28 protein-coding genes are annotated in these 25,724 nt (G+C 50.5%); 19 read left to right on the forward strand and 9 right to left on the reverse strand.

The window, feature by feature from the left end; translation table 11 throughout:
* Positions 1–54: 54 nt before the first annotated feature.
* Positions 55–684, reverse strand: coding sequence for an HAD family phosphatase (locus E6C74_RS14180; RefSeq protein WP_136486332.1), 630 nt, complete (start codon positions 682–684; stop codon positions 55–57).
* Positions 685–718: 34 nt separating this feature from the next.
* Complete coding sequence (locus tag E6C74_RS14185; protein ID WP_136486334.1) at positions 719–1,072, reverse strand: DUF805 domain-containing protein; 354 nt, start codon at positions 1,070–1,072, stop codon at positions 719–721.
* A gap of 336 nt (positions 1,073–1,408) precedes the next feature.
* On the opposite strand from E6C74_RS14185, the gene E6C74_RS14190 reads away from it, so the two are divergent.
* The 7 genes from E6C74_RS14190 (at position 1,409) to E6C74_RS14220 (ending at position 8,495) form a co-directional block, all read left to right on the forward strand.
* Entirely contained in the window at positions 1,409–1,891 is a 483-nt protein-coding gene (locus E6C74_RS14190) for a GNAT family N-acetyltransferase (RefSeq protein WP_136486336.1), read from the forward strand.
* 31 nt (positions 1,892–1,922) lie between these two features.
* Positions 1,923–3,365, forward strand: coding sequence for an NUDIX domain-containing protein (locus E6C74_RS14195; protein WP_136486338.1), 1,443 nt, complete (start codon positions 1,923–1,925; stop codon positions 3,363–3,365).
* Between the two features lie 458 nt (positions 3,366–3,823).
* Positions 3,824–4,984 (forward strand): 4-hydroxyphenylpyruvate dioxygenase, encoded by a 1,161-nt coding sequence (hppD, locus tag E6C74_RS14200; RefSeq protein WP_136486340.1) that lies wholly within the window; start codon positions 3,824–3,826, stop codon positions 4,982–4,984.
* Entirely contained in the window at positions 4,977–6,113 is a 1,137-nt protein-coding gene (locus E6C74_RS14205) for a homogentisate 1,2-dioxygenase (RefSeq protein ID WP_136486649.1), read from the forward strand. The genes hppD and E6C74_RS14205 overlap by 8 nt, the downstream gene beginning before the upstream one ends.
* 8 nt (positions 6,114–6,121) lie before the next feature.
* A complete protein-coding gene (locus E6C74_RS14210; RefSeq protein WP_136486342.1) occupies positions 6,122–7,171 on the forward strand; it encodes a fumarylacetoacetate hydrolase family protein in 1,050 nt (349 codons plus the stop codon).
* Positions 7,171–7,818: a maleylacetoacetate isomerase gene (gene maiA / locus E6C74_RS14215; protein WP_136486651.1), complete on the forward strand. Its 648-nt coding sequence runs from the start codon at positions 7,171–7,173 to the stop codon at positions 7,816–7,818. The genes E6C74_RS14210 and maiA overlap by 1 nt, the downstream gene beginning before the upstream one ends.
* A gap of 71 nt (positions 7,819–7,889) precedes the next feature.
* Positions 7,890–8,495: a DedA family protein gene (locus tag E6C74_RS14220; RefSeq protein WP_136486344.1), complete on the forward strand. Its 606-nt coding sequence runs from the start codon at positions 7,890–7,892 to the stop codon at positions 8,493–8,495.
* Positions 8,496–8,504: 9 nt separating this feature from the next.
* Here the strand turns inward: E6C74_RS14220 and E6C74_RS14225 are convergent, their stop codons facing one another.
* Positions 8,505–9,356 carry a CPBP family intramembrane glutamic endopeptidase gene (locus tag E6C74_RS14225; protein WP_136486346.1) on the reverse strand — a complete coding sequence of 284 codons (852 nt, stop codon included), beginning with the start codon at positions 9,354–9,356 and terminating at the stop codon, positions 8,505–8,507.
* A 209-nt stretch (positions 9,357–9,565) separates the two neighbouring features.
* On the opposite strand from E6C74_RS14225, the gene E6C74_RS14230 reads away from it, so the two are divergent.
* Positions 9,566–10,036, forward strand: a complete 471-nt coding sequence (locus E6C74_RS14230) for a YhcH/YjgK/YiaL family protein (RefSeq protein WP_136486348.1) — start codon at positions 9,566–9,568, stop codon at positions 10,034–10,036.
* A gap of 37 nt (positions 10,037–10,073) precedes the next feature.
* Here E6C74_RS14230 and E6C74_RS14235 read toward each other — a convergent pair whose 3' ends face one another.
* Positions 10,074–10,790: a glycerophosphoryl diester phosphodiesterase gene (locus E6C74_RS14235; protein WP_136486350.1), complete on the reverse strand. Its 717-nt coding sequence runs from the start codon at positions 10,788–10,790 to the stop codon at positions 10,074–10,076.
* A 459-nt stretch (positions 10,791–11,249) separates the two neighbouring features.
* Here E6C74_RS14235 and E6C74_RS14240 point away from each other — a divergent pair, with 459 nt between their 5' ends.
* Positions 11,250–12,203 (forward strand): L-lactate dehydrogenase, encoded by a 954-nt coding sequence (locus tag E6C74_RS14240; protein ID WP_136486352.1) that lies wholly within the window; start codon positions 11,250–11,252, stop codon positions 12,201–12,203.
* Positions 12,204–12,321: 118 nt separating this feature from the next.
* On the opposite strand, the gene E6C74_RS14245 is transcribed toward E6C74_RS14240, so the two are convergent.
* Positions 12,322–12,840 (reverse strand): lipocalin family protein, encoded by a 519-nt coding sequence (locus E6C74_RS14245; RefSeq protein ID WP_276605446.1) that lies wholly within the window; start codon positions 12,838–12,840, stop codon positions 12,322–12,324.
* 188 nt (positions 12,841–13,028) lie between these two features.
* On the opposite strand from E6C74_RS14245, the gene E6C74_RS14250 reads away from it, so the two are divergent.
* The 9 genes from E6C74_RS14250 (at position 13,029) to E6C74_RS14290 (ending at position 20,982) form a co-directional block, all read left to right on the forward strand.
* Entirely contained in the window at positions 13,029–13,796 is a 768-nt protein-coding gene (locus E6C74_RS14250) for a DUF3450 domain-containing protein (protein ID WP_206208417.1), read from the forward strand.
* Positions 13,797–15,167: a MotA/TolQ/ExbB proton channel family protein gene (locus E6C74_RS14255; protein WP_136486358.1), complete on the forward strand. Its 1,371-nt coding sequence runs from the start codon at positions 13,797–13,799 to the stop codon at positions 15,165–15,167.
* 9 nt (positions 15,168–15,176) lie between these two features.
* Positions 15,177–15,722 (forward strand): MotA/TolQ/ExbB proton channel family protein, encoded by a 546-nt coding sequence (locus tag E6C74_RS14260; RefSeq protein ID WP_136486360.1) that lies wholly within the window; start codon positions 15,177–15,179, stop codon positions 15,720–15,722.
* The gene (locus tag E6C74_RS14265) at positions 15,719–16,123 is read left to right on the forward strand and encodes a biopolymer transporter ExbD (protein ID WP_136486363.1); all 405 of its coding nucleotides are present in this window, start codon (positions 15,719–15,721) and stop codon (positions 16,121–16,123) included. The genes E6C74_RS14260 and E6C74_RS14265 overlap by 4 nt, the downstream gene beginning before the upstream one ends.
* Positions 16,123–16,743, forward strand: a complete 621-nt coding sequence (locus tag E6C74_RS14270; protein ID WP_136486365.1) for an energy transducer TonB — start codon at positions 16,123–16,125, stop codon at positions 16,741–16,743. The genes E6C74_RS14265 and E6C74_RS14270 overlap by 1 nt, the downstream gene beginning before the upstream one ends.
* Positions 16,743–17,918 carry a tetratricopeptide repeat protein gene (locus tag E6C74_RS14275; protein WP_206208418.1) on the forward strand — a complete coding sequence of 392 codons (1,176 nt, stop codon included), beginning with the start codon at positions 16,743–16,745 and terminating at the stop codon, positions 17,916–17,918. Before E6C74_RS14270 ends, E6C74_RS14275 begins: the two co-directional genes overlap by 1 nt.
* A gap of 169 nt (positions 17,919–18,087) precedes the next feature.
* Entirely contained in the window at positions 18,088–18,999 is a 912-nt protein-coding gene (locus E6C74_RS14280; protein WP_240798193.1) for a siderophore ferric iron reductase, read from the forward strand.
* Positions 19,000–19,131: 132 nt separating this feature from the next.
* Complete coding sequence (locus E6C74_RS14285; protein WP_136486369.1) at positions 19,132–19,962, forward strand: patatin family protein; 831 nt, start codon at positions 19,132–19,134, stop codon at positions 19,960–19,962.
* A gap of 171 nt (positions 19,963–20,133) precedes the next feature.
* A complete protein-coding gene (locus E6C74_RS14290) occupies positions 20,134–20,982 on the forward strand; it encodes a DNA ligase (protein WP_136486371.1) in 849 nt (282 codons plus the stop codon).
* Between the two features lie 82 nt (positions 20,983–21,064).
* Here the strand turns inward: E6C74_RS14290 and E6C74_RS14295 are convergent, their stop codons facing one another.
* Positions 21,065–22,057, reverse strand: a complete 993-nt coding sequence (locus tag E6C74_RS14295) for a DUF3080 domain-containing protein (protein WP_136486373.1) — start codon at positions 22,055–22,057, stop codon at positions 21,065–21,067.
* A gap of 155 nt (positions 22,058–22,212) precedes the next feature.
* Positions 22,213–23,583: an MATE family efflux transporter gene (locus E6C74_RS14300; protein ID WP_136486376.1), complete on the reverse strand. Its 1,371-nt coding sequence runs from the start codon at positions 23,581–23,583 to the stop codon at positions 22,213–22,215.
* A gap of 128 nt (positions 23,584–23,711) precedes the next feature.
* On the opposite strand from E6C74_RS14300, the gene E6C74_RS14305 reads away from it, so the two are divergent.
* Positions 23,712–24,320 carry a riboflavin synthase subunit alpha gene (locus E6C74_RS14305; RefSeq protein ID WP_136486378.1) on the forward strand — a complete coding sequence of 203 codons (609 nt, stop codon included), beginning with the start codon at positions 23,712–23,714 and terminating at the stop codon, positions 24,318–24,320.
* 163 nt (positions 24,321–24,483) lie between these two features.
* Here the strand turns inward: E6C74_RS14305 and E6C74_RS14310 are convergent, their stop codons facing one another.
* Positions 24,484–24,687, reverse strand: a complete 204-nt coding sequence (locus E6C74_RS14310; RefSeq protein WP_136486381.1) for a CPXCG motif-containing cysteine-rich protein — start codon at positions 24,685–24,687, stop codon at positions 24,484–24,486.
* Between the two features lie 49 nt (positions 24,688–24,736).
* Positions 24,737–25,603, reverse strand: coding sequence for a fructosamine kinase family protein (locus E6C74_RS14315; protein ID WP_136486383.1), 867 nt, complete (start codon positions 25,601–25,603; stop codon positions 24,737–24,739).
* Positions 25,604–25,724: the final 121 nt, after the last annotated feature.

Here is a 25,724-nt window from a genome sequence, read left to right on the forward strand (position 1 = left end):
AAGCGTTCTCAATCCATGAATATCGAAGTGTAAGGCGAGTATGTCGCATGAGAACTAGACTATAAGAGTACGACAAAGTCGATTGGTATTTATCCCGTCAGGGTCCCTCAGTAATGACACAAACTGAATGGCGCTGATGCCGACGGCCTGCGCGCCGCGCACGTTGTTGGGCATGTCATCGATGAACACCGTGGACTCTGCTCTCAGGCCGTTTTGCGCCAGCAGAGCGTGGTAAATGGCGGGCTGCGGCTTAAGGCAACCGACCTGAGCGGAGATGGTGGCACCGTCGAATAGCGACCAGAAGTCGTAGGTGGTTTTGAGGTAGTCGACCACTTCACGCACGTTATCGGTCAGGGCATACACGCCATAACCGGCCGCTTTGACACGCTTGATTAAATCCACCGTTCCGAACAGCAGGATCTGGGTCTGTTTGACGTAGTAAAACAGGCGTTGGCACTCAAGTTCAGATAAACCAAGGTTGAGCTGATACTGCTCTTTGGCCTCGGTTTCGGTAATGACACCGATATTGAGATCCATCCAGGTCTGCGATTTAAAGATGGAGCGCACTAAGGATTCACAAAACTTTTCTTCGCCGAAGGCGAGGCGGGCGATCTCCGGCGGTGACCAGCGCACAATCACGTTACCGACATCGAATATGACATTCTCAATAGGTTGTGGTTTCATTCCGACTCCTTATTACACCAAGATCAGTTTTAAATTAGAATGTGTGACCCGCCTTGGGATCCGGGCCATATTCGTTGTCGCCGTGCATGCCTTCGCTGGCGGCAAAAAACAGCAGAACCACAACGCCAATCACAGGGATCACACTCAGTAATACCCACCAACCAGTGCGGCCGATGTCATGTAAACGGCGCACCAGCACCGCGATGCTTGGCAGCAGGATAAACAGGCTGTACAAACCGCCAATTAAAGAGGTGCCGACAAAGCGGTCAATCAAACCTGCGGCAAGCGTAAACAGCAGGTTGAACAGGAAAAACATCCAATATTCTTGTCGTCGTGCCCGGCCGTTAAACACGGCGTATTTTCTGAGTACTGCGATATACCAGTCCATGCTCATTCCTCTTTGGTTGCACTTTGGTCTGCTGATCAGAGTGTGATAACCGGGCTCAAACTGCAACCCAATTATATGAAATGTAAAAATGATACCTTAAAATTCAACCTGCATTAGCCAGGTGGGCGTGGATCCAGGGCTTTAAACGCCGGGAAAATGAGCAAAATGAACCGGAAAAAATTTATATCATTCAGGGCATAATGAGCAACCTATTGATTTAAATAGTCAATAACGTCGGGCTGACAAGCTTTCTGGTAAAAACCAAGTTACTAAGGTGCTTTTTAACGGCCAATCTTATAAAATTGTGCAACGACTCCAATTATAATTGTCACAGCCATGACCACGCTTGCATTGTCTGCAGCTAAACCAGCCGATTTAGAAATTCTCAACCAATTGATGTTCGATTTGCATCATGAACATCACATCGCTTGCCCTGAGTATTTTAAGACCGCAGAAGAAGTCGAACAGGAAAAAAGTATCGCGCGTTATCTCGATAATCCTGATTGCCTGGTGTATGTCGCACGTATCAACGACGAGGTGGCCGGGTTTATTACCGGCCATTTTTGTGAGTTGACCTCTTCGGTCAGCAAGCCATTGCAGATGGGCAGTATTGATGAGCTGTATGTGAGGCCCGAGTTTCGCCAAAAGGGCGTGGCGCGTGGGTTGATGGAACGTCTTGAACAGACCTTTATCGACTACGGCGTGACAGAGATATTTGTTGAAGTCTGGGAGTTTAATAAGGAAGCGCAACTCTTTTATCAGGACGCAGGATTTACCCACCATATTCATTGGCTGAGAAAATCAGCGCGTCGCCGTTAGGTTAAGCTCTGCAAACAACAGGTTGATTAAAGTGAACAAACGATTGTCACTACTTGGCATCACTTTTATTCTTACATTGATGACGTCAATGTATTCTTATGCCGCTCCTCAGGCGCCTGCCGATCTGAAAGGCGCATTGTGTCTGGTGCGCGCCGACGATAAGGTCGTGCTTATCGATGAGCTTATTACCAAACAACTCTCTTTACCGGGCGGAACAATCACATCGGGTGAAACACCTGCTGAGGCAGCGCAGCGTGAAACCTGGGAGGAAACCGGCCTCGTCGTGTCGGTTGGCCAGTTACTTGGTTATGCAGGTAAAGCCGCGGTTTTTGATTGTGTCAGCGATTCAGACATTATTACCTATCAGTATATTAATCAGTGGGGCGGTTTTGAACTGCCGGTCTGGTATGCGCCGCACTATGGCATTGAGGTCGCACGTGCGATGTTGATTCAACCTCAGCGGGTTGATACGGGTAACTACCGTTATCCCGAAGAATGGCCTGAAATAGAAAAAATGTTTGCTTCGGCAACAGAGCAGTCAATCAATTCGGTGCCTGATTTGATCAAAGCTGCCCCCGCGATTTCCCAGTATGAGCTTGGCTGGATCAGTGCTCTGCAATACTCAATTGCGGAATTATCAGCCCCTGTTAGCCAATTCATCTCGCGCTTGATCCTGCTTGGTGGAGCGTTCGCTTCACCGGCTTTTGGATTATTGCTGTTCCCACTCCTGTATTGGCAAAGTGGTAAGGCATTTTGCTTTAAGGCCTTCTTTTCTGTCGCAGTAACCTCGCTGATCTGCCTGATTGCGCAGCAAGGATTTGTGTTACCGCGTCCTTATGCTTATCTGCCATCGTTGCAACTGGTGGAGAGCTCCGGTTATGGCTTTCCAAGCTTACCGATTGCAGTGTGGGTCAGCCTGGGCATTTTGTGGTTGCTGGATAACGAAAAGCTGGGCTGGAATAAAAGCAGTGCTGCACTGGGCGTTTCCGCGCTTTGTCTGGCATTCTCGCTGTTCTATTCCGGCCGGGCATTCATGGTCGATATGATTGTCGGTGCGATGTTAGGTGCTCTGGTTGCCTGGCATATTGTGCGCCTTAACGAAAAGCCGAACATCAATGTCGATAAGTTGCTCAGTTCGCGCCGGGTTTGGCTGGGATTGACCGCAGTCAGTGCCGCCGTTGCTTTCTGGTGGCAAATGCCGGTATTTGGTGCCTGGTTAGTGATACTGGCGCTGCTCACTCTGATTGTGATGACGGTAATGCCGAAGATGGAGGAGATCTCCTTGCGTCAGGCATTGCTGATGAGTGTGGTTTTGCTGGCTGGTCATTACCTGGTGAACTATGCCGCGACGTTTGTTTCATCCAGCGGTATGCTTTCGCTTGTGATTGATCTGCTGCGTCAGCCGCTGCTGATTGGGCTGTTTTGTCTGATGGTGCGCACCATTAAACTCAGGCCTGCGGTAAAAGTGGCCTGAGCGCTTCACCATGATGCTCTTTGAGCTCAGACGTTCGATACCTCTCTGCAAGCCCGGTTGAGTTAACCGGGCTTTTCTGTCTGTTTTTCACCTCTGTCTGTTGTCATTGCTCACTGCCTTTTCATCTGATTAGCGTGACGGCTGCGACTATGTCCCGAGTTTGTGCCTGTGTACGAAAATCTGTACTTATAGCAATGGCCAGTGCAGATAGGTGCGCTTGTTACAGGCGGGAAAATAAATCATCTAATTCAGTTAGATAGGTTGGTGTTTTTTCGTTTAAATGCATTTCTTCATCGCTGCGCTGGTGATGTTACCGCTCTGTACCGAAAAAATTACACCTCAAACACCGGCGGACAAAATTGCTTTCCGTCGCGTCACAGTTTCCTTTTCGTCGTGAATGATGCAGTTTTATAACATGTTGTTAACAACTGGATGTAACAGTACGTTAGGAGACGAACATGACTGCCCACGTTCATGCGCAAACGAATCAACCCGAAGATAGCCATAACCACAACCATAACCATAACCAGGTGCCGCTGAGCGCTCATCACGCATTGGCAAATCCGCTCGGCACCGACGGGTTTGAATTTGTTGAGTATACCGCTGCCGATTCGGTCGGGATTGAGCAGCTGAAAGCCCTGTTTTCTGCACTGGGTTTTGCCGAAATCGCCAAGCATCGCTCGAAACGGGCCTGGTTGTACCGCCAGGGCGACATCAATTTCATCGTCAATGCTCAGCCGCGTAGTCAGGCGGAGGCGTTTGCCAAAGTGCACGGTCCGTCGGTATGCGGTATGGCATTTCGGGTCAAAGATGCCGGCCAGGCACTTGAGCACGCGTTACAAAATGGTGGCCAGGAATATAAAACCGAGATAGGCCCGATGGAGCTCAGTATTCCGGCCATTTATGGCATCGGTGAGAGCCTGCTCTATTTTGTTGACCGTTATGGTGACCGCAGTATTTATGATGTCGATTTCCAGTTTTATCCCGATGCCAAAATTCGTCTGGTGAATGCCAACGCCGGCTTGCTCGAGATTGATCATCTAACCCACAACGTTAAACAGGGCCACATGGATACCTGGGCTGGCTTCTATGAGCGCATCGGTAACTTTCGCGAAATCCGCTATTTTGATATCGAAGGCAAACTAACCGGCCTGGTCAGTCGCGCCATGACCGCGCCGTGCGGCAAGATTCGGATTCCGATTAATGAGTCTTCGGATGACAAATCGCAGATCGAGGAGTTTATCCGCGAATACAACGGCGAAGGGATCCAGCACATCGCGCTGAGCAGCGATGACATTTACCACACGGTACGCATGTTGCGCGAGCGGGGGATGGAATTTATGCCGACCCCGGATACCTATTATGAAAAAGTTGATGAGCGGGTGGCCGGGCACGGTGAAGATCTGGAACAGCTTAAAGCGCTGCGCATCCTGATTGACGGCGCGCCGATGAAAGACGGCATTCTGCTGCAGATTTTTACTCAAACCGTTATCGGACCGGTGTTCTTTGAAATCATCCAGCGTAAAGGGAATGAAGGTTTTGGCGAAGGGAATTTCAAGGCACTGTTTGAGTCGATCGAAGAAGATCAAATTCGTCGCGGGGTACTTGATGATGCATAAATGGATCACCTTTCCGCACCGGGAAGGCACCTGTTCTAAACAGGCGCATGCCGATTTTCCCGATGATGCGATTTATGAACGTGAAGCGGGACGCAGCGGTTTCTTTGGGCCGGCGGCCCATTTTCATCATCAACATGCACCCACCGGCTGGAGTGAGTGGCAAGGCGAGTTACGCCCGCGCGCGTTTAATTTTAACCAGGTTGCGCAGGCGTCTCAGCTCTGCCCGTGGTTTGTGCCGCATCTGCTGCACAATCACGATGTGAAGATTCGGGTGTGGAAACTCGCTCAGGCGATGCCGGGTCTGGTTCGTAATGCGGACGGGGATGAACTGCTGTTTGTCCATCAGGGCCAAGCTGAACTGTTTTGCGATTATGGTCACCTCACGATTCGTGAAGGGGATTACGTGATGATCCCGCGCTCAACCAACTGGCGTCTGGAGCCGACTCAGCCGCTGTTTTTACTCATGATTGAAAACAGCGATGCGGCCTATTCACTGCCAGAAAAAGGCATTGTCGGTAATCATGCCGTGTTTGACCCGGCGGTACTGGACGTCCCGGCGATTGATGAGGCGTTTAAAGCGCAGTACAGCGAAACGACGACCCAGGTGCAGGTTAAACGCCATGAACAGGTCAGTGTCATCACTTATCCGTTTAATCCGCTGGATGCGGTTGGCTGGCATGGTGATTTGGCGGTGGTGCGCCTCAACTGGCGCGATATCCGGCCGCTGATGTCGCATCGTTACCATTTACCGCCATCGGCGCATACCACTTTTGTCGGTGACGGATTTGTGGTGTGTACCTTTGTGCCGCGTCCGATTGAAAGTGATCCGGGCGCGCTTAAAGTGCCGTTCTATCACAATAATGATGACTATGACGAGGTGCTGTTTTATCACGCCGGAGACTTTTTCAGCCGCGACAATATTGAAGCCGGTATGGTGACGTTTCATCCTGCCGGTTTCACTCATGGCCCGCATCCGAAAGCCTTTCAGGCCGGGCGTGAGCATAAAAAAACCTTTACCGATGAAGTGGCTGTGATGATTGATGCCCGCCACGCACTGCAGTTTAGCCAGGCGGCACAGCAGGTGGAAAACCCGGATTACGTCTACAGTTGGAAGCAGGCAGCAGAATAGGAGTCTTCATGAAACTCGCGACATTAAAAAATCATACCCGTGATGGCATGTTGGTGGTGGTCAGCCGTGATTTGAACCATTGTGTTGCTGTTTGTGAGGTGGCGGCAACGTTGCAACAGGCGCTGGATAACTGGTCGCAATGTCAGCCATTGCTGGAGGCAGTTTATGTTGAGCTGAATGCGCTGCTGGGCGACATGCCAGGCGTGATGCCGTTTGATCAAACCCGGTGCGAATCCCCTTTGCCGCGTGCCTATCAGTGGGCAGACGGCTCTGCGTACGTTAACCATGTTGAACTGGTGCGCAAGGCGCGTGGCGCTGAAATGCCGCCCAGTTTCTGGAGCGACCCACTGATGTATCAGGGCGGATCCGATGCGTTTTTAGGCCCGCGGGATGAAATTCGTATGGCCAGCGAAGAGTGGGGCATTGATTTTGAAGGTGAGGTCGCCATCATTACCGGTGATGTGGCGATGGGTACGCCGCCGCAACAGGCGGCAGATTCAATACGTCTGCTGATGCTGGTCAATGATGTGTCGCTGCGCGGTTTGATTCCGGCAGAGCTGGGTAAAGGCTTTGGCTTTTTCCAGTCCAAACCTTCGTCGGCCTTTTCACCGGTCGCGATTACGCCCGATGAGCTCGGCCCGGACTGGGATGGCGGTAAAGTAACTCTGCCGCTGCTCACTCAATACAACAATGAAGCGTTCGGCTGCCCTAATGCTGGAGTGGATATGACGTTTGAATTTCCGCAGCTGATTGCTCATGCCGCCAAAACCCGGCCGCTCAGTGCCGGTACGATCATCGGCTCCGGTACAGTTTCCAACAAACAGGGCACGGACTACGGAACGGCGATTGCGGAAGGTGGCGTGGGTTACTCCTGCATCGCTGAAGTACGTATGATCGAGACCATTCGTGATGGTGAACCTTCTACCTCATTTATGCGCTTTGGCGACAAAGTGACGATACGGATGGAGAGCCGCAACGGCGACGATTTGTTTGGCACCATAGAGCAACGTGTGGTGCGTTATGTACCGGAAGGTGACTATACCGAAGGGGACCTATGATGACTAATATCACCTTATATGGTTACTGGCGCTCTTCGGCGGCCTATCGGGTGCGTATCGTGCTGAACCTGAAAGGGCTGAACTATCAGATGTCGCCGGTTCACCTGGTCAGAAATGGCGGTGATCAGCACAGCGATGCTTTTCATCAGCTCAATCCGAGTGAGTTGGTGCCGGTGCTGACGGACGGCGACATTACCCTGTCACAATCGCTGGCGATCATCGAATACCTTGACGATGTCTACCCGCAGATGCCGATGATTCCGGCCTCGGGGCACGATAAGTATCAGGTTCTGTCTCTGGCGCAGGATATCGCCTCTGATATCCATCCTCTTAACAATCTGCGTGTTTTGCAGTATCTGCGTCAGCATCTTGCGGTCAGTGAAGAGCAGAAAGATGCCTGGTATCGGCACTGGATTCAGGTTGGGTTTACCGCCTTTGAGCAGAAACTGCTGCGCCGCAGCGGCCAGTATTGTGTCGGTGATACTTTGTCACTGGCGGACGTATGTCTGGTGCCGCAAGTGTATAACGCGGAGCGTTTTCATGTTCCGATGCAGGAATATCCGCAAATTCAGCGCATTACCGAGCGGTTGCGGCGCATTCCCGGATTTGCGCGCGCCGCACCGGAGCAGCAACCAGACAGCGAATAATTGCCTGCTAAAGATTGTCGCCGGCGCGCAGTTGGATTAACGTAAGCCTATCAGTCTGGTTGAGTAATTGTATGTCTCTTGAACAACTTATTGCGGATTACGGCTACATAGCGATTGCGGTCGGGACTTTCTTTGAAGGGGAAACGGTACTGGTGCTGGGCGGGTTTGCCGCGCACCGCAGTTATCTGGAATTACCCTGGGTTATTGTATGTGCGTTCTGCGGCAGTTTGCTGGGAGACCAGCTCTATTATTATATTGGCCGCTATAAAGGCAAACAGGCGCTGATGAAAAGGCCGCACTGGCAAGCGAAATCTCAGCGGGTACTGGATCTGCTGGATAAACATCAGGTGCTTTTGATCCTGGGTTTCCGATTTCTGTATGGTTTGCGCAGCGTTACTCCGTTTCTGATTGGCGCCAGTTCAGTTAAACCGACCCGTTTTCTGTTGTTTAACATCATCGGTGCCGCGATTTGGGCTTGTGTGGTCGGTGTCTTGGGCTATCTGTTCGGCAATACGATTGAAGTGATTCTTGGCGATATCAAACATTATGAACTGCAGGCCTTCGGCGCAATCGCTCTGGTTGGGATGCTGGCCTGGTTGTATCGCCATCGGATCAGGCGACGTAAAGCCTCTCAAAGTGAGGCCTCAGCTGCAACGCGGGATCGTCATCAGCCCTGAAACTCGCCGCTATCCGGCGGCAGCCGGGTAGGTGAAGAGCACTAAATGGGTCAGATTAAACAGGAAATGAAAGCCAATCGCTATCCATAGCCGATGGCTGAAATAATACGCCAGGCCATAACCTGTTCCGGCCAGTGCAGCAAATAGCACCAGCATTGCGCCTCCGGCCATATGTGCGAGGCCAAACAAGGCTCCGGCTAGCACAATTCCGCCGGCAGAGCCGAATATCTTAATCAGCCACTGCTGGATTACACCACGAAACAGCGCTTCTTCCACCACACAGGTGATGAGTAAATTGTTGAGGACAAATAGCCACAACCAGTCCGGCACACTCCATTCCGGTTGGACGGCTCCAACCGCCCAGGCGAGCGGCAGCAGAGCCAGCAGGCCAGGCAGGATAAGCCAGGTAACTGGCCGGATACGCTGATGATGGTCGCCAAGTAATCCGGACTGTGCCAGCCAAAGGGCAAAAAACACCAAAGGTTTATCCAGATTGAGATAGAGGGTGAACGGCAGGCTGTCTGGTCCGGTGTGTACTTTGTCCAGCACCAGTATGTTGTCAAAGCCGGGTACCGAGTGCAGCAGCAATGCCGTACACCACAGCAGCAGGAATACCCAGGCGAGCTTTTTCACATCACGGTTAAAGCGCGGCAGCAGAAAAGCGCCTCCCAAACCTACGGCACTGTAGACTAAGGCCTGCAAGGTTATTTGTCCGCTCACTAGCGCGCTCAGCAAGGTGACGAGCATTAATCCCAGGCTGACTGGTCGCAAGGTGCGGTAGTAGAAACTCATTAAGGCGGCAATAATGGCAAGACCGAATAAGGCCCAGATCCATAAATGGCTGACTTGAATCCATTCCATGCGCGATATGTCTCCGCTGGCTATTGGTTGTAAAGAACGGTTGTGTTAAAGACCGATTGTTATAAAGAACGATCATTAGATAGATCAGTGGTTGAATGAATATTGACTTCGTCTGTTGTTATTTTGAACCGTCGTTTTAAATAGTTCTTTTCCCCTTTGTGAATAGGAGTACTATAAGAGCCAGTCACAACAAACAAAGGAATAGATTTGTGTTTATTGGTCATTTGTCACAACTTGAGTTTACCCAGTCACTGTCACCAGCGCTCAAACAATGGATTCAACGGGTGGCTGAGCGTCTGCAATCGCCGATAGAAGACGGCCGCTACGAACTTGAGGGTGATGCCGCGTTTTTCTTTGTTACCCATGACCACACCCAATTGCGTGATGAGCGCATCGCTGAATGCCACCGCCGTTATCTCGACGTGCAAATTCTGCTGCAAGGCAAAGAAACATTCGGTTACGGCGTCACTCCGTTTGATGGATTAGATGACGATCGTCTGGAACAAAGGGATATTGCGTTCAGTAAACAGCAGAGCAAGGAGCGTTTTGTCGACGTGGAAGCCGGCGACTTTGTGATCTTTTATCCCGGCCAGCCTCATCGTCCGCTGATTGCCACCGATGATCAGCCGATGCCGATCCGCAAAGCGGTCATCAAAGTGGACAAAGCTTTGTTCTTTTGAGCTAAGCCCCGCTGCACAATTGCCGGGGCTGACCAGATTAGCGCGCCGGGTGTAAGAAGCGGGCAGGCCAGTCACTAAAGATGGCATCGACCTGGTCAAGATAACTAAACTTAGTCGCATCGTTTACGGTGTAACACCAGATCTGGTAACCCTGCTGGCGTAAATAATCAATGTGCGCCTGATTCACCCAGCGATAATTGAGGTTGGCACTGAATGCTGCCACTTCTTGTAACAGGGCTTTGTCTTTGGCAGACAGCCTTTCGGTCAGCACCCCGAGACGGTAGCCGGGGCAGTGCTGATGCAATTCGCGAATGATATCGTGACTGAAACTGGATAGTAAGAGCTGCTCTGCGGGCATTGGGCTGCTATCGAGTTGCCGTTTTAACTGTGCAGCGACTTCGCTTGCGTCGTGGCGATCAACCTTAACCTCAATATTTAACCCCAGCTGATTGGCATGGGCCAGTTCCAGCAATTCGGCCAGCGTCATGATTGGTTCGCCCTGAAATTCGGAGGAGAACCAACTGCCAAAATCAAACTGACGTAATTCAGCCAGTGTGTACGCATCAATCCGGCCTTTGCCGTTGCTGCAGCGGTTAATGGTATGGTCGTGACAGACCACCAGCACATTATCTTTGGTCGGCTGCACATCGATTTCGACCCAGTCCAGTTTCAGGTCGATGGCAGCCTGTACGCTGACCCGGGTGTTTTCCGGGTAACTTCCGGCCACGCCGCGGTGGCCTACAATGATTGGCATTCTCTTTCTTCCTTCATATCCAAAATCCGCTGTTTGCAGCATAGCGCTGCTGCGCGTGTTTGTCTGCAACAGATTCTTGATAAGCCATTGGCTGAAAAAAGAAAAAATATTGCGCTATTCCCTTATGTGCAAAGTGAAACTTAACCGTACCGGCACTACACTCACTACAACAACTCGCATCTGATTCAGCAACCACTGACATATTTAGTGACAGACGTGAGAAGCAGCTGGCTTCACAAAGAGTGCACTAGTTTGGCGCATTTGTTTGTTGTGATGAACTATCAAGGCGCAATAGTGTAGATTAATTGGCCATATAATGCTTATTTTGCGACATATTATTGGCATGGAGTTTGCAGTTAACGTTATTAAAGCGGTTAGCGAGATGAACGTACTTAACGCAACTAAAGTACTTCACAAAATTAAAATGAGTCACGTGTTCGTTGTATCAAGGACAGCAAAATGAAAATAGGTGTGATTGGAGCCGGCGCCGTCGGCGTGGGAATTTGTAACTATCTGCTGACGCTTGGCAGTGTCAGCGAACTGGTGCTGCTTGACCGTGATGTGTCACGTGCCGAGGGGGAAGTGTTCGACTTTCGCCACACAGCAGCGCTGACGTTTTCGAAAAATACCCGTATTATTCCGACTGATGATTATCTGGAACTGGTGGGCGCAGATATTGTGGTGATTACTGCCGGCGCTCAGATTCAGCAGGATCAGTCACGCATGGACCTGGCGGAAGTCAACAGCAAGATTGGCGTGGATATCGCCAAGAAAATAGAGCGCGTCGCTCCACGAGCGATACTTATCATAGTGACCAACCCGTGTGACATTGTCACGCATAGTATTGTCGCCAATACCGGTTACAGTCCGCAGCAGGTCATTTCTGCCGGTTGTGTTGTCGATACCGCCCGTCTGATGACCATAGTGGCACAGCGGGTTAATCTTGATCCTAAAAATGTATTTGGTTATGTGCTGGGGGAGCACGGCAGTCACTGTTTTACCCCCAAAAGCCTGATCAGCATTGCGGGGCAGAACGCGGACTATTACTGCGATGCCAATCGCCTTGAGCGCATCGATGCCGATGAACTGCTTGAGTCAGTAAAACGCGCCGGCTATGAAATATTTAAACGTAAAAATAATACTACGCACGGCATTGCCGCCAGTGTGTTCCGGATTATTCAGGCCATTACCATCAACGAGCATTCGGTGTTGCCGGTCGGTACTTTGCTGCGCGGAGAATACGGTTTGAATGATGTGGTCTTGAGTTTACCTGCGGTGGTCGGCCGAAATGGAGTAGAAAAAATCCTGATTCATCCGTTTACTGATGATGAGATGCAGACGCTCAATACGATTGCCAATAACCTGCGTGAGTGCATGATTAAAGTCGCTAAAAACACCGGGCTGAGTTATTAGCCCTAGGTTTATAAGTTTGATACAACATGAGAACGGACGGGTAATCCCGTCCGTTTTATTACCTGTACAGGACGATATAGCCTGTACATTCCGATATAAGCGGCTCAGTCAAATGCGGTTATTTTCCTTCCTGACTGGGAAAGATAAGCTTCGAGGTATCAAATCCGGCGCTCTTGGCCACGCCGATCGCGCGTTGCAATTCATCATCGCCAATCGTCGGGGTGCGTGACAGTAACCATAAGTAATCGGTATCCGGACCGCTGACTAATGCCAGTGAATAGTCATCTTTCAAATCAAACACGATGTAACTGCCATAAAAAGGTCCGAAAAACGAGACTTTAAGATAACCGACATCATCGGACTGGACGAATTTCGCTTTGCCTTCCGCCTGTTGCCAGGCTTGCTCTTCTTGGTTCCAGCCGCGGTTAATGACTTTCACAGTTCCGTCGTCGTTAAGGGAATAGGTCGCACTGATATTCGATAAGCCACGTTCAAAACTATGGTCCAGACGGGCGATTTCATACCAGGTGCCCAGATAACGGGACAGATCAAACCCTTTGACCGGCGTGACCTTGTCCGGCATACCGGTACAGGCTCCGAGTAAAACACTCGCCAATAATACGCAGGCAAACTTCAATAATTTCATTATGTTGTCCTTTTTAGTTATGCAACAAAACGTGTACGGTGAAAATTCTAACAGCGATCAGTCCGTGGCGTAAGATTGATGTCCGAAAGAAAACGTATTCAATTGGAAAAAAGCCAGTTGAAAATGAGAGTGGTTATCACTAAGATGTGGGCATTCTCTCGCGGTAAATGATTACGATGATGAACCTTTTAAAACCTAGCTTAGTACTGCTTTCAGCGGCGGCCATGCTTCCAGCTTATGCCAATTCTCTGGACGACGCGAAAGCCATTCAGAACAAAACCAACTCAGCGTCTGCTGCCAGTCAACGTCAAGTCGATAAAAGCTCTGCTGCTGCGCTGCAACTGCAATCAGAAATCGAACAGTTAAACGAAGAGGTGAAAAACCTGGTCGTTTATCGTGACCACTTGTCCTCACTGGTGACCAGTCAGGAAGGTGAGATTACCAGCCTGCAAGAGCAGATCGTTGATATCAACGAGACGCGCCAGGGTATCGTGCCTCTGATGTATAAAATGATTGATGGTTTGGAAAACAATCTGAGTGAGGATAAGCCGATTCGTCTGTCAGCACGCGAAGATCGCATCGAGAAGCTTAAAGCGCTGATGCCGCGTGCAGATGTCAGCGATGCAGAAAAATATCGTCGCATTCTTGAAGCGTACCAGATTGAAATGGATTACGGTTCGAAACTGGGGACTTATCAGGACAAGATTGAACTCGCTCAGGATGACAGCGTTGAAGCGGACATTCTTTATCTGGGCCGCGTGGCGTTGATTGCGCGTAATCTTAACGCGACTAAATACTGGTCTTGGAACCAAGAGCAACACAGCTGGCAGGAGCTGGATGATGGCGTGAAGATGGACGTAGATACTGCGTTTGATCTGGCTGATCAACAAATCGCACCCACCTTGCTGAATCTACCGATTTCACTGACTCAAGCGGAGACGAAATAAATGATGTTAAAAAAACTTGTCTCAGTGATGGGGCTTAGCCTGGCGTTAACCGCGACTTCTACTTATGCGGCGGGCGAACTGACTCAGCAAGCTCAGGCCGAAAACCGCACTCAGCAAGCGCATAATGTGCAGCGCGAAGCCGAGTTTCGTAAAACCGAACAAGAGCTGCGAGCTGAAAAAGCCGCGATAGTTAAAAAACGTGACGCGCTGCAGGCTGAAGCGGACAAACTGTCCGACCAGTTCAGCAAAAATGAAAACAGTCTGGCGCGTCTGGAAGAAAAGCTGCGTCTGGAAACCGGTAGTTTAGGTGAGATCTTTGGTGTGGTTCGTCAGAACGCCAAAGAGATCCAATCGGAACTTGAAACGTCAGTCACCGGTGTAGACCGTCAGCAATATGCAGGTGTGATTGATGCTATCGTCGCGGCCAAATCACTGCCTTCGATGAAGCAACTGGTTGGTCTGTGGCAAGCCATGGATGAGCAGATCAAGGCGAGCGGCGAGATCAGCACCAACCCGATCAACTTCATCGATGGTGAAGGACGTACTCAATCCGTTTCAGCGACCCGTATTGGCTCACTGGGCCTGGTTACAGAACAAGGTTATGTTGACTGGAACAACGGCCGCAAAGATGCGATCGCTTACAAGAAACAACCGGACAATGCTCCGACTCAGGATTCATTGCAGGCAGTAAAAGACGGCAACACCGAATCTGTGGTGCTGGATCCGTCGCGCGGTACTCTGCTTGAGCAACTGGCGCATGCGCCAACGCTGGGTGATCGCCTGGCGGCCGGTGGCGTGATTGGTCAAATCATTCTGGTACTGCTGGCGGTTGGTTTGATTATCGGTCTGTATCGGGGTGTTTCTCTGGCGATCGCTCGTCAGAAAATTCAGGCGCAACTGAAAACGCCTTCTCAACCGGGTAACAACCCGCTGGGCCGTATTCTGTCGGTTTACCAGAAAGAGCAGAACCGCAGTGTTGAAGCGCTGGAACTGCGCCTGCTGGAAGCGGTTGTCGATGAGCAGACTGGCCTGGAAAAGGGTTTATCGATGCTGAAACTGCTGGCTGCACTGGCGCCGATGCTGGGCCTGTTAGGTACAGTGACCGGTATGATTGAAACTTTCCAGGTGATCACTCAGTTCGGTAACGGCGATCCTAAAGTTATGGCGGGCGGTATCTCGATGGCACTGGTGACCACAGTTCTGGGTCTGATTTCAGCGATGCCGCTGCTGCTGGCACACAATGTACTGAGCACTCAGGCAGAAAACATCCGTAATATTCTTGAGAAGCAGGGCATCGGCCTGGTTGCGGAAGAAGCGGAACGCGAATGCAGCCAGAACAAGGCTGGTCAAGTGGTCGGCAACGCAGCGTAAGGAAGTATCATGAACCAAGCAGACGGGTTATTTTCAATACACAACCTCTTTCTGCCGTTGTCTGAGTTTATGGCTCAGGGCGGAACCGTGCTTTGGTGGCTGGCTGCAGTAGTGGCACTTTGTTGGCTTTTGGTGGTGGAGCGGGTTATTTTCCTGGTCTTCACCTATCCGAAACAGCGTCAGGTTTGGATCGAGAAATGGCACGCGCGTCAGGACCATAACTCCTGGCACGCCCGTGCCATTCGTGAAGGCTGGATTGGTCAGGCTCATATCAGTCTGACCCAGAACCTGAATGTGATCAAAGTGCTGGTTGCTATCTGTCCGATGTTGGGATTGCTGGGTACAGTTACCGGTATGATTTCAGTATTTGATGTGATGGCGACCCAAGGCAGCAGTAACCCGAAATTAATGGCCTCAGGTATCTCTCTGGCAACTCTGCCGACCATGGCAGGAATGGTTGCCGCACTGGCCGGTATGTTTGTGCATGCGCGTCTTGCCAAAACCTGTCGCCTGTTTGAAATTAAGTTAGAAAAATCGCTAAGGAGCCAGCAATGAGACTTGGCCGACGTCAGTCAAAACAAGAAGAGGCACAAATCGACCTCACATCCATGTTGGATATTGTTTTCATCATGCTGATCTTCTTTATTGTCACCAGCTCATTCGTACGTGAATCCGGTGTGGAAGTGAATCGTCCTTCAGCATCCAATGTGGTGGCACAAAAAGACGCGGGCATTTTTGTCGCGATCACTTCTGCCAACGACATTTATATCGATAAACGTCAGGTTGATGTGGAACGTGTTGAAGCCGCTCTGGAGCATTTGCTGCTGGAGCAGCCGGATGCGTCACTGGTTATTCAGGCGGACGAACATGCTTATAACGGTACCGTGGTTAAAGTGATGGATGCGGCGAAAGGGGCCGGCGTGAAGAATATTGCATTGGCAGCGGAGCAACGCTGATGATGCGGTTACTGTTAGCTATGCCATTTGCTGCGGGAATTGCAGTGGCCTTGTTTGCCTTTATGGCCTGGATGGTGAATAACGATGGTATGCGGGCACCCAAGCAAGGCGAACCACTCAGTTTTAATATGGTGATGGTTGAGCAGCAGCAGGATGTGCAGCGTCGTCAACGCAGTGTACCTGAGCAACCGAAAGCGCCACAAAAGCCGCAGGCAGCGCCGGTATCACAGCAGCAGACCGCTGCCACCAACTCAGTATCACCAACCAGTGTGCCGTCGTTGGGACTGGATACCGCAATTAACGGTATTAATATCAACGCGCCGACATTTGGTGATTTCGGCGTCAATCAGCAAGCTGTACCGCTGTATCGTGTTGAACCAAATTATCCTTCGCGTGCTTTGAAACGTGGTGCTGAAGGGTATGTGGTATTGCGCTTTACCATTGATGAAACCGGTCGTCCGACCGATATCGAACTGGTGGAGGCGAATCCAAAACGTATGTTTGAGCGGGAAGCCATACGCGCATTGAGAAACTGGAAATACCAACCCAAACTTGATGGGGGGAAAGCAGTGACTCAGCCAGGCCAAACGGTAAAATTGGAGTTTAAGTTAGCCAAATGATGAAACGATTAATCGTCTGCTTACTGCTGATGAGCTCGGCATCGTGGAGCGTTGCGGCAGAATTAAGCCAGTATGCCGCCAACAAAGCCATGAAGGCCAATCAGCTGGCACAAAATGACAAGCTTAGTGAAGCAATCCGTACGCTTAAGGATGCGGAAGTATCGCGCGCGTATGATAAAGCCTACCTGGCTCGCATGCTGGGTGTGTTCTACTGGCAAAACGAGCAGTTACAGCCTGCGCTAAAATCACTGCAACAGGCGGTGAGCAGCGGTGAGCTGGCGGATGAACAAGCCTGGACAACCCGTAAAATGCTGGCCGATCTGCTGTTGGTCGATCACCAGTATGCTAAGGCGCTTCCTCATTACTATCAACTGGTCAAAGCGGTACCGAAAGATCAGAATGGGTATGAACTGTGGCTGCGTATCGGCCAGATTCATTATCAGTCTGAGCAGTGGCAGAAGTCGCTGGACGCTATCGCGCAATATGAGAAATTCCGTCGCCCGGATGAAGTGACCCCGCTGTCAGTTAAGTTAGGGGCGCAACTGCAACTGGAGCGCTGGAAACCTGCGATTCCTACCATTAAGCGCCTGCTGGCTCTCGAGCCGGAAAAAAGCAACTGGTGGCTACAGTTAGTCAGTCTTGAGCTGCGCACAGGTCAGAAACGTGATGCGCTGAGCAGTCTGGGTTTGGCGAAACTGCAGGGTATTGATTTGAGTCAGCAGGATTTGCGTCTGCTTGCCCAGCTGTACGCTCAAAACGGCGTGCCTGAGCGTGCGGCACAAGTCCTTGAAATGCTCGATGATGCGGACAGCGACATCCAGCTGATTACTGAACGTGCTTTCTACTGGCAACGCGCTAAAGAGTGGGATCAGGCGATTTCAACCTGGACACTGGCTGCGCGTTTTAATCAGAAATATCACTGGAATGTGGCGCAGCTGCTTAACCAGCAAGGCCAGTACCGTGAAGCTCTGGTTGAACTGGATAAAGTCAAAGAGAAAGATCGTCAGTCGCAGGTTGCACTGGCAAGAACCCGCGCTCTGTACAAGCTGAACCAGCTTGAAGATGCGTTGATTCAGGCCAAAAAGGCCAATAATATTGACCCGTCCAAAGAAGCGGAAGGCTGGATTAAATACTTGTCTCAATTAAGAAAGATTCAAGACCAGCGCACATCGTAAAACCCAAATGATGAAGAAGACCTCCTCTGCGAGGTCTTCTTTTTACCTGCTTGTCCGGCCCGGAAATAGCGGTCATTGGATACTCTCACTGCCATGATAATCATTTGCAACTGCGAATGATTATACGTATCCTTACGGTAAAAGAGTCAACAATCAAAAAGACAATAACGTGACCCCGGCAACCGAACAGCAATTTCACTCTCAGCAGCTTCCTGAATCAAACGTTAATCCTGAAGCAAACGTTAATCCTGAAGCAAACGTTAATCCTGAAGCAAACGTTAATCCTGAGGCAAGTGCCTTCTCTGAGGCAAATGTCATCCTGGATGAAAACGTAAGCCTGCAAGCGTTTGAATCTCTGTTTCACTATGCGCAGCAAATCACCCCGTACCTGCATGGCCAGGTTTCTGCTGTGGATACCCAGCGCGATGCGATAGTCCCCGGACAGGATAACAGTGCCGTGATGGCAGCGATTTTTGACGAAATCAGTCAGGCAACGCCGGCGGCGGGTCAGGCGTTCTGGCTGACCCGAACCTGGGGCCTGCTGTGCTGGCAACCGATATTTTTGTCGTTTATTGCCATCTACAGCGCGAAAAAATTACCCAATATGACCCGTATCGCTCAGTACCGCCAACCGTTGTTTGTCGCTGGGTTCAGTTTTGAACCGCATGCGTGGCAAAGCGGGCGTCGGGCAAATCTGATTCGTCAGGCGGCAACGCAGCTCAACCACCTGTTTGAACAGTACCGGCTTGATCTCAACGAAAGCGTCCGTATTCGTCCCGGCTTTACCCAGCATCTTTTGGCTGATTCACTGCTTAATTGCCTGATCAGGCTGCAGCAAATCCGGCCGGCTTACACCAATCAGGATATCATCGCCCAAGCCCGACTGTGGCTGGAGGCGTTTGGTTTACCGGATAAGCACCTCAGCAGCCTCAAACTGGATGAAGACTCAGGTAAGGTCAAACTGGTTCGCACCAGTTGTTGTCTGGTATACAAATGCGAGGGGCGGGCGTTGTGTGGCGATTGTCCGCGTCTGGACACCAACAAACACTGTACACCGCTCGACATTACTCTGGTGGATTAATTAAACCTTCTGAGTCATGTTCGTCGGTTTGTATATAAGCCACCTATCTGATTAATAACTAAAACCCATTTGGCGTTAAACCTGTGACCACTTATCCTTGATTTGATAACAACAAACAGAGAAGGATCAGTCATGGCAGATCAAAAGGCTTTAGTGGTGGAAGGCGGAGCAATGCGCGGTATTTTTGCCAGCGGCGTGCTTGATTCCTTTATGGACAGTGATTATCGCCCCTATGATTTTGTGATGGGGGTGTCGGCCGGAGCTTCGAATCTGGTTGGCTACTTATCTCATCAGCCACTGCGCAGCTATCAGGTCATCACGCAACTGGCGACCAGTAAAACATTCTACAATCCGCGCCGCTTTCTTCAGGGCGGTAATCTGGTTGATGTGCGCTGGCTGATTGACGAAGCCAATCGACGGTATCCGATTGATGAAGAGCGGCTGTTTTCATCAATTCCCTTTTTTGCCGCCGCGACTAATATCAGCACCGGTCAAGCCGATTATTATCAGGTGACACGCGATAACTTTGTGACAGCGATTGAAGCCACTTCTGCACTGCCTTTGGTGTATCGTAGAACCCCTTGTTTTTCAGGTAGTTGTTATACCGATGGTGGTGTTGCTGATTCGATTCCGGTCAAAGAAGCCTATCGGCGAGGTGCGCGCGACATCACAGTAATTCTGTCACACCCGCTCAGTTATCAGATGCGTAAACCGAAAAGTGAGTGGATGATGAAACGTTTGTTTGCCCGCTATCCTGAGGTTGCCCATTCCATCATTCATCGTGCTGAAAAATATAATGGTGCGCTGGAGTTTATTCATAATCCGCCCAAAGACGCGCGTATTCAGGTTATTGCACCACCTGAAACATTCGCAGTTAAGCGACTGACGATGAAAAAGCCGCTCCTCGATCGCGGCTACGAAATGGGACTCAGCGCAGGCCGGCAACATATTCAAAGTCAGTAAAACGTCTATTCAAAGCCAGTAAAACGTGCGTTGACTCGCAGCTCGGCACACCAGCACGACAGCAGCAAAACGTTTTGCTCATGCTGTGCGCCGCATTGGTCAGCCCGCTCGGTGGCCTGAGGTTCAGGTGATTGGAATAATGAGGTAAACCCGCGAAAAAGAGTGAACCTCATGCCCTCAAAAACAACCTGGCTGGCACTAAGTTTGTTAGTTCCGGCCTCATTGGAAGCGCAAACCTTACCGCCGCCTTTTATGGCCGTGATCGAAGCCAACAGCTACTATGACGAGTTAGATCTCACTGATTACTGGGCGAGTGAAAAACTGGACGGGATTCGTGCTGTCTGGAATGGAACTCAGCTGCTCACACGAACTGGTCATCCAATTCATGCTCCTTTGTGGTTCACCCGTGTACTGCCTGATCATGCGCTGGAGGGGGAATTATGGGCTGGCCGCGGCCACTTCGCTCTGGTGCAGCAGACAGTCCTGGACCAAATGCCGTCTGAACAGGCCTGGGAGCAAATTCGCTTTATGTTGTTTGATTTGCCACGTGCAAACGGGGATTACCGGCAACGTTACCAAAGCCTGATTAAACTGGTTGAGCATATCGATGCCACTCATATCGATTATGTGGAACATCAGGCAATCAAGTCCCGTGAGGCGCTGATGCAACAGCTAGAACGCCTGTCCGATGCCAACGGTGAAGGTATTATGTTACGAAAAATCAGCGCGTTGTACCGGCCCGGGCGCAGCGATGATTTAATTAAACTCAAGCAGCATCAGGATGCGGAAGCACAAGTTATTGGCTATCGTCCCGGTAAGGGCAAATATCAGGGCTTGATGGGGGCCGTACTGGTGAGAAACTCAGATGGAACCGAATTTGCTATCGGCAGCGGGTTTAGTGATGAGCAGCGCCACAGTCCGCCGGAAATTGGCAGTGTGGTCACCTATCGGTTTAACGGACTGACCTCGCAGGGCAAACCGCGTTTTGCCCGTTTTATGCGTGTGCGTCGAACCGATTAAAGGGTAGAGTGGTCGAGCACCTTGGGCTGATTCTGTGCCTCTTACTTTACTCGCGCCGGATTACATTTCTGGCGCCGGCTTATTAGACGCTGCTGCCCACTTGCACTGAGCAGCGCTGAAACAACTGCTGCCAGTACTGCATATGCTGGCGCGTGGCGTCACGAAATGCCTGATGACTTTTTTCAATGGCAAAATGATAGTGAGCAGACTCTTGCTGCTCAAACATACTCAAAGACGGTGCGAGCTGCAGGTAAAGGGCGTCCAGCCGGGCGAGGTAGGGTTGAATCTTCTCCACATAATAGGACTGGAACACATTACGCAGATAGGTCAGTTTGGTCTGGTTTCGGTTTGGCCCGCAGATAATTTGCTGATCGTTGTCTGCCAATTGGTGATGGATGGTGATCAGCCACAGTGTTGCGTTATCGAGTGAATACTTGAGATCGCCGAGCAGGGGTTGTTTGTCGAGCACTTCCTGAAACGGCGTCAGTCTGGGCAGGTTAATGGCTAACTGTTGACTGGTCACGGCTTGCTGTATTTGCGTCATTGCCTGCAATGCCCGGGTAATCTGACTGACATCCCAGCCGCTGTCCAGCCAGCGGTGACTGGATAATTGCGACCGCATTGCGTTACTGTTGTAGAGTAAATTGTACCAATGCAGCGGCAAATCATGCCGTTTAATGGTTTCGATTTCACTGAGTTGCTTGTGCAGTTTGGCCGATATGTCCGGGTTCGCTAGGCAGCGTGTCAGCCCCTGCAGCAGTTGCACCTCGTAATCGAAACGATGAAAACCGTCTTGCACTTTACCCAGCACGGAATTGCGTTCAGCAATCAGGTTGAACAGATCGCATTTTCGCAGTTCATAGCTGTCGAGCAGACCTATGGTGAGGGATTCGACAGGCAGAGTCACGTCACGTTTTTCTGGCAGACGTTGTAACTGCTCGTCAGGCGCAGGCAGAGCATCGGTATCTTGCACATTGGCAATCCGGGTCAGATATTCATTAAAATCGTTCAGTGCCGGCGCCTGGCCACAAGCCGACAGCATCACCGCACCAAGAATGACAATCAGTATGCGCACAGCGACTCCGTTTAAATTCACTCTGTGTCAGTAAGCTGGTGTCAGGCTACCACAGATAATCGTCAGATGAACAGAATACAAAAAAGGTCAGCATGTTGCTGACCTTTGTACGTTTATCGCCGTTACCTGGTGCAAAACAGCAATGATCTTTACGCTTATCGGGATGCGAACTGCATATGCAGTTCATCGTCCTGTTTTTGCATCCAGTAGAGACGCTGCCCCAGCATCACAGCCGCAGAACTCAGGCCGACTATAAAGCCACTCCAGAAGCCTTTTGCACCCAGCGGTTCGACTATCCAATCCGTCATGGCCAGAATGTAGCCCGTAGGCAGGCCCAAAATCCAGTAGGCAATAAAGGTACGGTTGAAGATCGCCGCCATGTCCTTATAACCACGCAGGGCGCCGGCGGCAATGACCTGAACTGCATCCACCATCTGGTAAAATGCCGCAAATAGCAACAGGGTCATCGCCAGGCTGACTACCTCCGGGTTATCGGTGTAGAGTAACGCCACGTGTTCACGAAATATCACGGTCAGAGCGGCTGTAATTACTGCCGTGCCGACGCCGACCATCAAACCAACGTTAGAGGCAATCGCGGCGCCTTGTGAATCTTCTTCACCCAGAGTATGCCCAACCCGAATGGATACCGCCGCACCAATGCTCATTGGCAGCATAAAGATCAGCGATGAAAAGTTAAGTGCAACCTGGTGAGCGGCGACCACCAACGAACCCAATGGCGCAACCAAAAGTGCAACCACTGCAAACAGGGTGACTTCAAAAAACAGTGCGGCCGCCACCGGAAAACCGAGTCTCAGCAAGCGCAGTTGCGCTTTCCAGTCCGGTTTGTGAAAGGTTTCGAACAGCTTGATGTGCGCCAGACGCTGTGACGTGACGACGTAAAACAGCAGCATGAAAAACATCAGCCAGTAGACAATCATGGTTGCGACACCACAGCCGATACCGCCCATCGCAGGCATGCCAAATTTACCGTACACGAATATCCAGTTGAGCGGAATATTAAACAACAGGCCGAGAAAGCCGATGACCATGGCGGGTTTAGTCAGTGACATGCCGTCGGTATAGCTGCGCAGGGCCTGAAACAGCAGAAAAGCGGGCACAGCAAACACCACGGCATGCATATAACCGATGGTTTTTTCCTGCATCAGGGCTTCGACATCCATCAGCCCCAGTATGGTTTCGGTTTGCAGCAGCACCAGCACGATAGGGACTGAGACCAGCAGCGCCATCACACAACCCTGATGGATTTGAAACGGAATCTGGCTTTGTTTACCGGAACCATTCAACTGGGCAACGACGGGAACCAGTGCCATTAACAAGCCGACTCCGAACAGGATCGAAGGCAGCCAGATACTGGCAGCAATCGACACGGCCGCCATATCAATCGCGCTCACGCCACCGGCCATCACGGTATCGACAAAGCCCATACCGGTTTGTGCGACCGAAGCGATCAGCACCGGTGTAGCCAGTTTGATCAGAGTTGAGGCTTCTTGTTTATGTAAATGCACAAATTTCTCCGCAGTCAGGTGATCACGCGATCGGTGGTTTTTCGATGCAACAAAAGACGTTTTGATGCTGGAGGGAATGATAAAGAAATGTCACACTAAGCACCACGAAAAACTGTCGGAATCACAAAATGTTTACAGGTATTGTGCAAGGCACAGCAAAAGTTGTGACCATCGAGAAAAAAGAAAAATTTCAGACCCACGTTTTGCAGCTGCCTGCTGCATTAGGACAGGGCCTGACGATAGGCGCATCTGTCGCCCATAACGGATGTTGTCTGACGGTAACTAAAATTGATGGCGAACAGGTGTCATTTGACCTGATGCAGGAGACACTGCGGTTGACCAACCTCGGCGATCTTGAAGTCGGTGCCGAGGTGAATATTGAACGCGCAGCTAAATTTGGCGATGAAATCGGTGGCCATCATATGTCTGGTCACATCAGTGAAGTCGGCACCATTGTTGAGATCATTGACTCACCAAACAACAAAACCATCTGGTTTGAGCTACCACCGCAGCATATGAAGTATGTGTTAGCGAAAGGGTACATTGGGCTGGACGGATGTTCACTGACGATTGGTGAAGTGAAAGATAACCGCTTCAACGTCCATCTTATTCCTGAAACCATGCAGCGCACCCTGTTCGGCGCGCGTCAGGTCGGGGACAAGATCAATATCGAGTTTGATCCGCAGACCCAGGCCATCGTTGATACTGTTGAGCGTGTTCTGGCGTCCCGCACCTGATACAACGTTGCCTTTTACCAAGTTAGTACTATTTTACCAAGTAGGTACAATCTTACTAAGTTAGTACATCCTGAGGCCGAAATTTTGTTCAGCCTCCGTCTGGTCAGCTTGCTTGCACCTGTGGCCTGATGTCTGCCGGATTCTGCTGCCACATGTGGGTAAATCAGAAAATCTGCTCGTCGTCGGCATCGACACGCAGCTCAATGGTATCCTGCAATTCATCCACCATCATATTGAGGTGCATGGTGTTGCAGCAGGCCGGGCAATCATCATAGAACTCCTGACTGCCATTCGACGCATCAAGCTCGATACGTACCGAGTGCCCGCAATGGGGACAAATAATGGTTTTTTCAGTGAACTCTTTCATGGTTTGTACCTCGCACAGGTAAAAGCGCTCCGGGACAATCCCTGGTCGCCTAAAACGACAGTATGCGTTTAATTTGCTGATCGGCCTGTTCTAAAAACTGACCGCCAAAATGGTTGGTGTGATTCAGCAGGTGATAGAGGTTATAGATATCCCGGCGCTGCTCATAACCCGCGTCCTGTGGCATTACACTGTAATAACCACGATAGAAATCATTGTGGAATCCGCCAAACAGCTCAGTCATGGCAAGATCACATTCACGGTCGCCCCAATAGCAGGAAGGATCGAAACAGACCGGGCCGAACGCAGAGTTAGCCACATTACCATTCCACAAATCGCCATGCAGCAATGAGGGGCGGGGATGATGACTGGCTAAGCGTTGTGTGACCAGATCGACGAACTCCTCAATGTTGACCAGTTCAATGCCTTTCTCTCTGAGCAGTTGCAACTGCCAGCCGATGCGTTGTTCGGCAAAAAAGTGGTTCCATTTTTTTGTCCATTGATTGGGCTGGACAATATTGCCGATAAAGTTATCAACATCGAAACCATACTCTTTTTGGTCGCCCCATTGATGCAGTCGTGCCAGTTGCTGGCCGAACTGATAACTGTGTGCAGCGTCATCGAGCGGTTTGGTCGCGAGATAATTGAGAATAATGAATGCGTGGGTTTTGCTGGCGCCGACCATCACCAGTTCGGGGACAAAAACCGTGTTACTCTCTCGCAGTATACGCAGGTTTTCGGCCTCTATTTCGTACTGAGGCAGGTAATCCCGTTGATTGAGTTTAACAAAGTAACGCTCTCTGCCGTCAGAGATCATGTAGCACTCGTTAATGTCGCCACCATCCAGGCGCGTTTTTTCTGTTATGTCGTACTGGAACATCAAAGTGTCTGAGAGTTGCTGAGCGATAGCTTGCCACATAATCTCTTTCCTATACGGTTACCCTGTTGTAACCAGTTTAGGCGACTTTTAGTAATATTTCAGAGTGTGAATGCGCAGAATTTCATTCACTTACTACGGAATTCCTCTCAGTGCATATAAA

It is taken from the genome of Vibrio sp. H11 (assembly GCF_004804295.1).
Classification (GTDB): domain Bacteria; phylum Pseudomonadota; class Gammaproteobacteria; order Enterobacterales; family Vibrionaceae; genus Vibrio; species Vibrio ostreae.

Excerpts from the sequence above, each read along its gene's own strand:
- E6C74_RS14255 (WP_136486358.1), top strand. The coding sequence starts at position 13,797 with ATGATGTTAAAAAAACTTGTCTCAGTGATGGGGCTTAGCCTGGCGTTA.
- E6C74_RS14190 (WP_136486336.1), top strand. The coding sequence starts at position 1,409 with ATGACCACGCTTGCATTGTCTGCAGCTAAACCAGCCGATTTAGAAATT.
- E6C74_RS14285 (WP_136486369.1), top strand. The coding sequence starts at position 19,132 with ATGGCAGATCAAAAGGCTTTAGTGGTGGAAGGCGGAGCAATGCGCGGT.
- E6C74_RS14205 (WP_136486649.1), top strand. The coding sequence starts at position 4,977 with ATGCATAAATGGATCACCTTTCCGCACCGGGAAGGCACCTGTTCTAAA.
- E6C74_RS14210 (WP_136486342.1), top strand. The coding sequence starts at position 6,122 with ATGAAACTCGCGACATTAAAAAATCATACCCGTGATGGCATGTTGGTG.
- E6C74_RS14180 (WP_136486332.1), bottom strand. The coding sequence starts at position 684 with ATGAAACCACAACCTATTGAGAATGTCATATTCGATGTCGGTAACGTG.
- E6C74_RS14220 (WP_136486344.1), top strand. The coding sequence starts at position 7,890 with ATGTCTCTTGAACAACTTATTGCGGATTACGGCTACATAGCGATTGCG.
- E6C74_RS14250 (WP_206208417.1), top strand. The coding sequence starts at position 13,029 with ATGAACCTTTTAAAACCTAGCTTAGTACTGCTTTCAGCGGCGGCCATG.
- maiA (WP_136486651.1), top strand. The coding sequence starts at position 7,171 with ATGACTAATATCACCTTATATGGTTACTGGCGCTCTTCGGCGGCCTAT.
- hppD (WP_136486340.1), top strand. The coding sequence starts at position 3,824 with ATGACTGCCCACGTTCATGCGCAAACGAATCAACCCGAAGATAGCCAT.
- E6C74_RS14265 (WP_136486363.1), top strand. The coding sequence starts at position 15,719 with ATGAGACTTGGCCGACGTCAGTCAAAACAAGAAGAGGCACAAATCGAC.
- E6C74_RS14275 (WP_206208418.1), top strand. The coding sequence starts at position 16,743 with ATGAAACGATTAATCGTCTGCTTACTGCTGATGAGCTCGGCATCGTGG.
- E6C74_RS14310 (WP_136486381.1), bottom strand. The coding sequence starts at position 24,687 with ATGAAAGAGTTCACTGAAAAAACCATTATTTGTCCCCATTGCGGGCAC.
- E6C74_RS14270 (WP_136486365.1), top strand. The coding sequence starts at position 16,123 with ATGATGCGGTTACTGTTAGCTATGCCATTTGCTGCGGGAATTGCAGTG.
- E6C74_RS14235 (WP_136486350.1), bottom strand. The coding sequence starts at position 10,790 with ATGCCAATCATTGTAGGCCACCGCGGCGTGGCCGGAAGTTACCCGGAA.
- E6C74_RS14225 (WP_136486346.1), bottom strand. The coding sequence starts at position 9,356 with ATGGAATGGATTCAAGTCAGCCATTTATGGATCTGGGCCTTATTCGGT.
- E6C74_RS14240 (WP_136486352.1), top strand. The coding sequence starts at position 11,250 with ATGAAAATAGGTGTGATTGGAGCCGGCGCCGTCGGCGTGGGAATTTGT.
- E6C74_RS14315 (WP_136486383.1), bottom strand. The coding sequence starts at position 25,603 with ATGTGGCAAGCTATCGCTCAGCAACTCTCAGACACTTTGATGTTCCAG.
- E6C74_RS14185 (WP_136486334.1), bottom strand. The coding sequence starts at position 1,072 with ATGGACTGGTATATCGCAGTACTCAGAAAATACGCCGTGTTTAACGGC.
- E6C74_RS14305 (WP_136486378.1), top strand. The coding sequence starts at position 23,712 with ATGTTTACAGGTATTGTGCAAGGCACAGCAAAAGTTGTGACCATCGAG.
- E6C74_RS14260 (WP_136486360.1), top strand. The coding sequence starts at position 15,177 with ATGAACCAAGCAGACGGGTTATTTTCAATACACAACCTCTTTCTGCCG.
- E6C74_RS14290 (WP_136486371.1), top strand. The coding sequence starts at position 20,134 with ATGCCCTCAAAAACAACCTGGCTGGCACTAAGTTTGTTAGTTCCGGCC.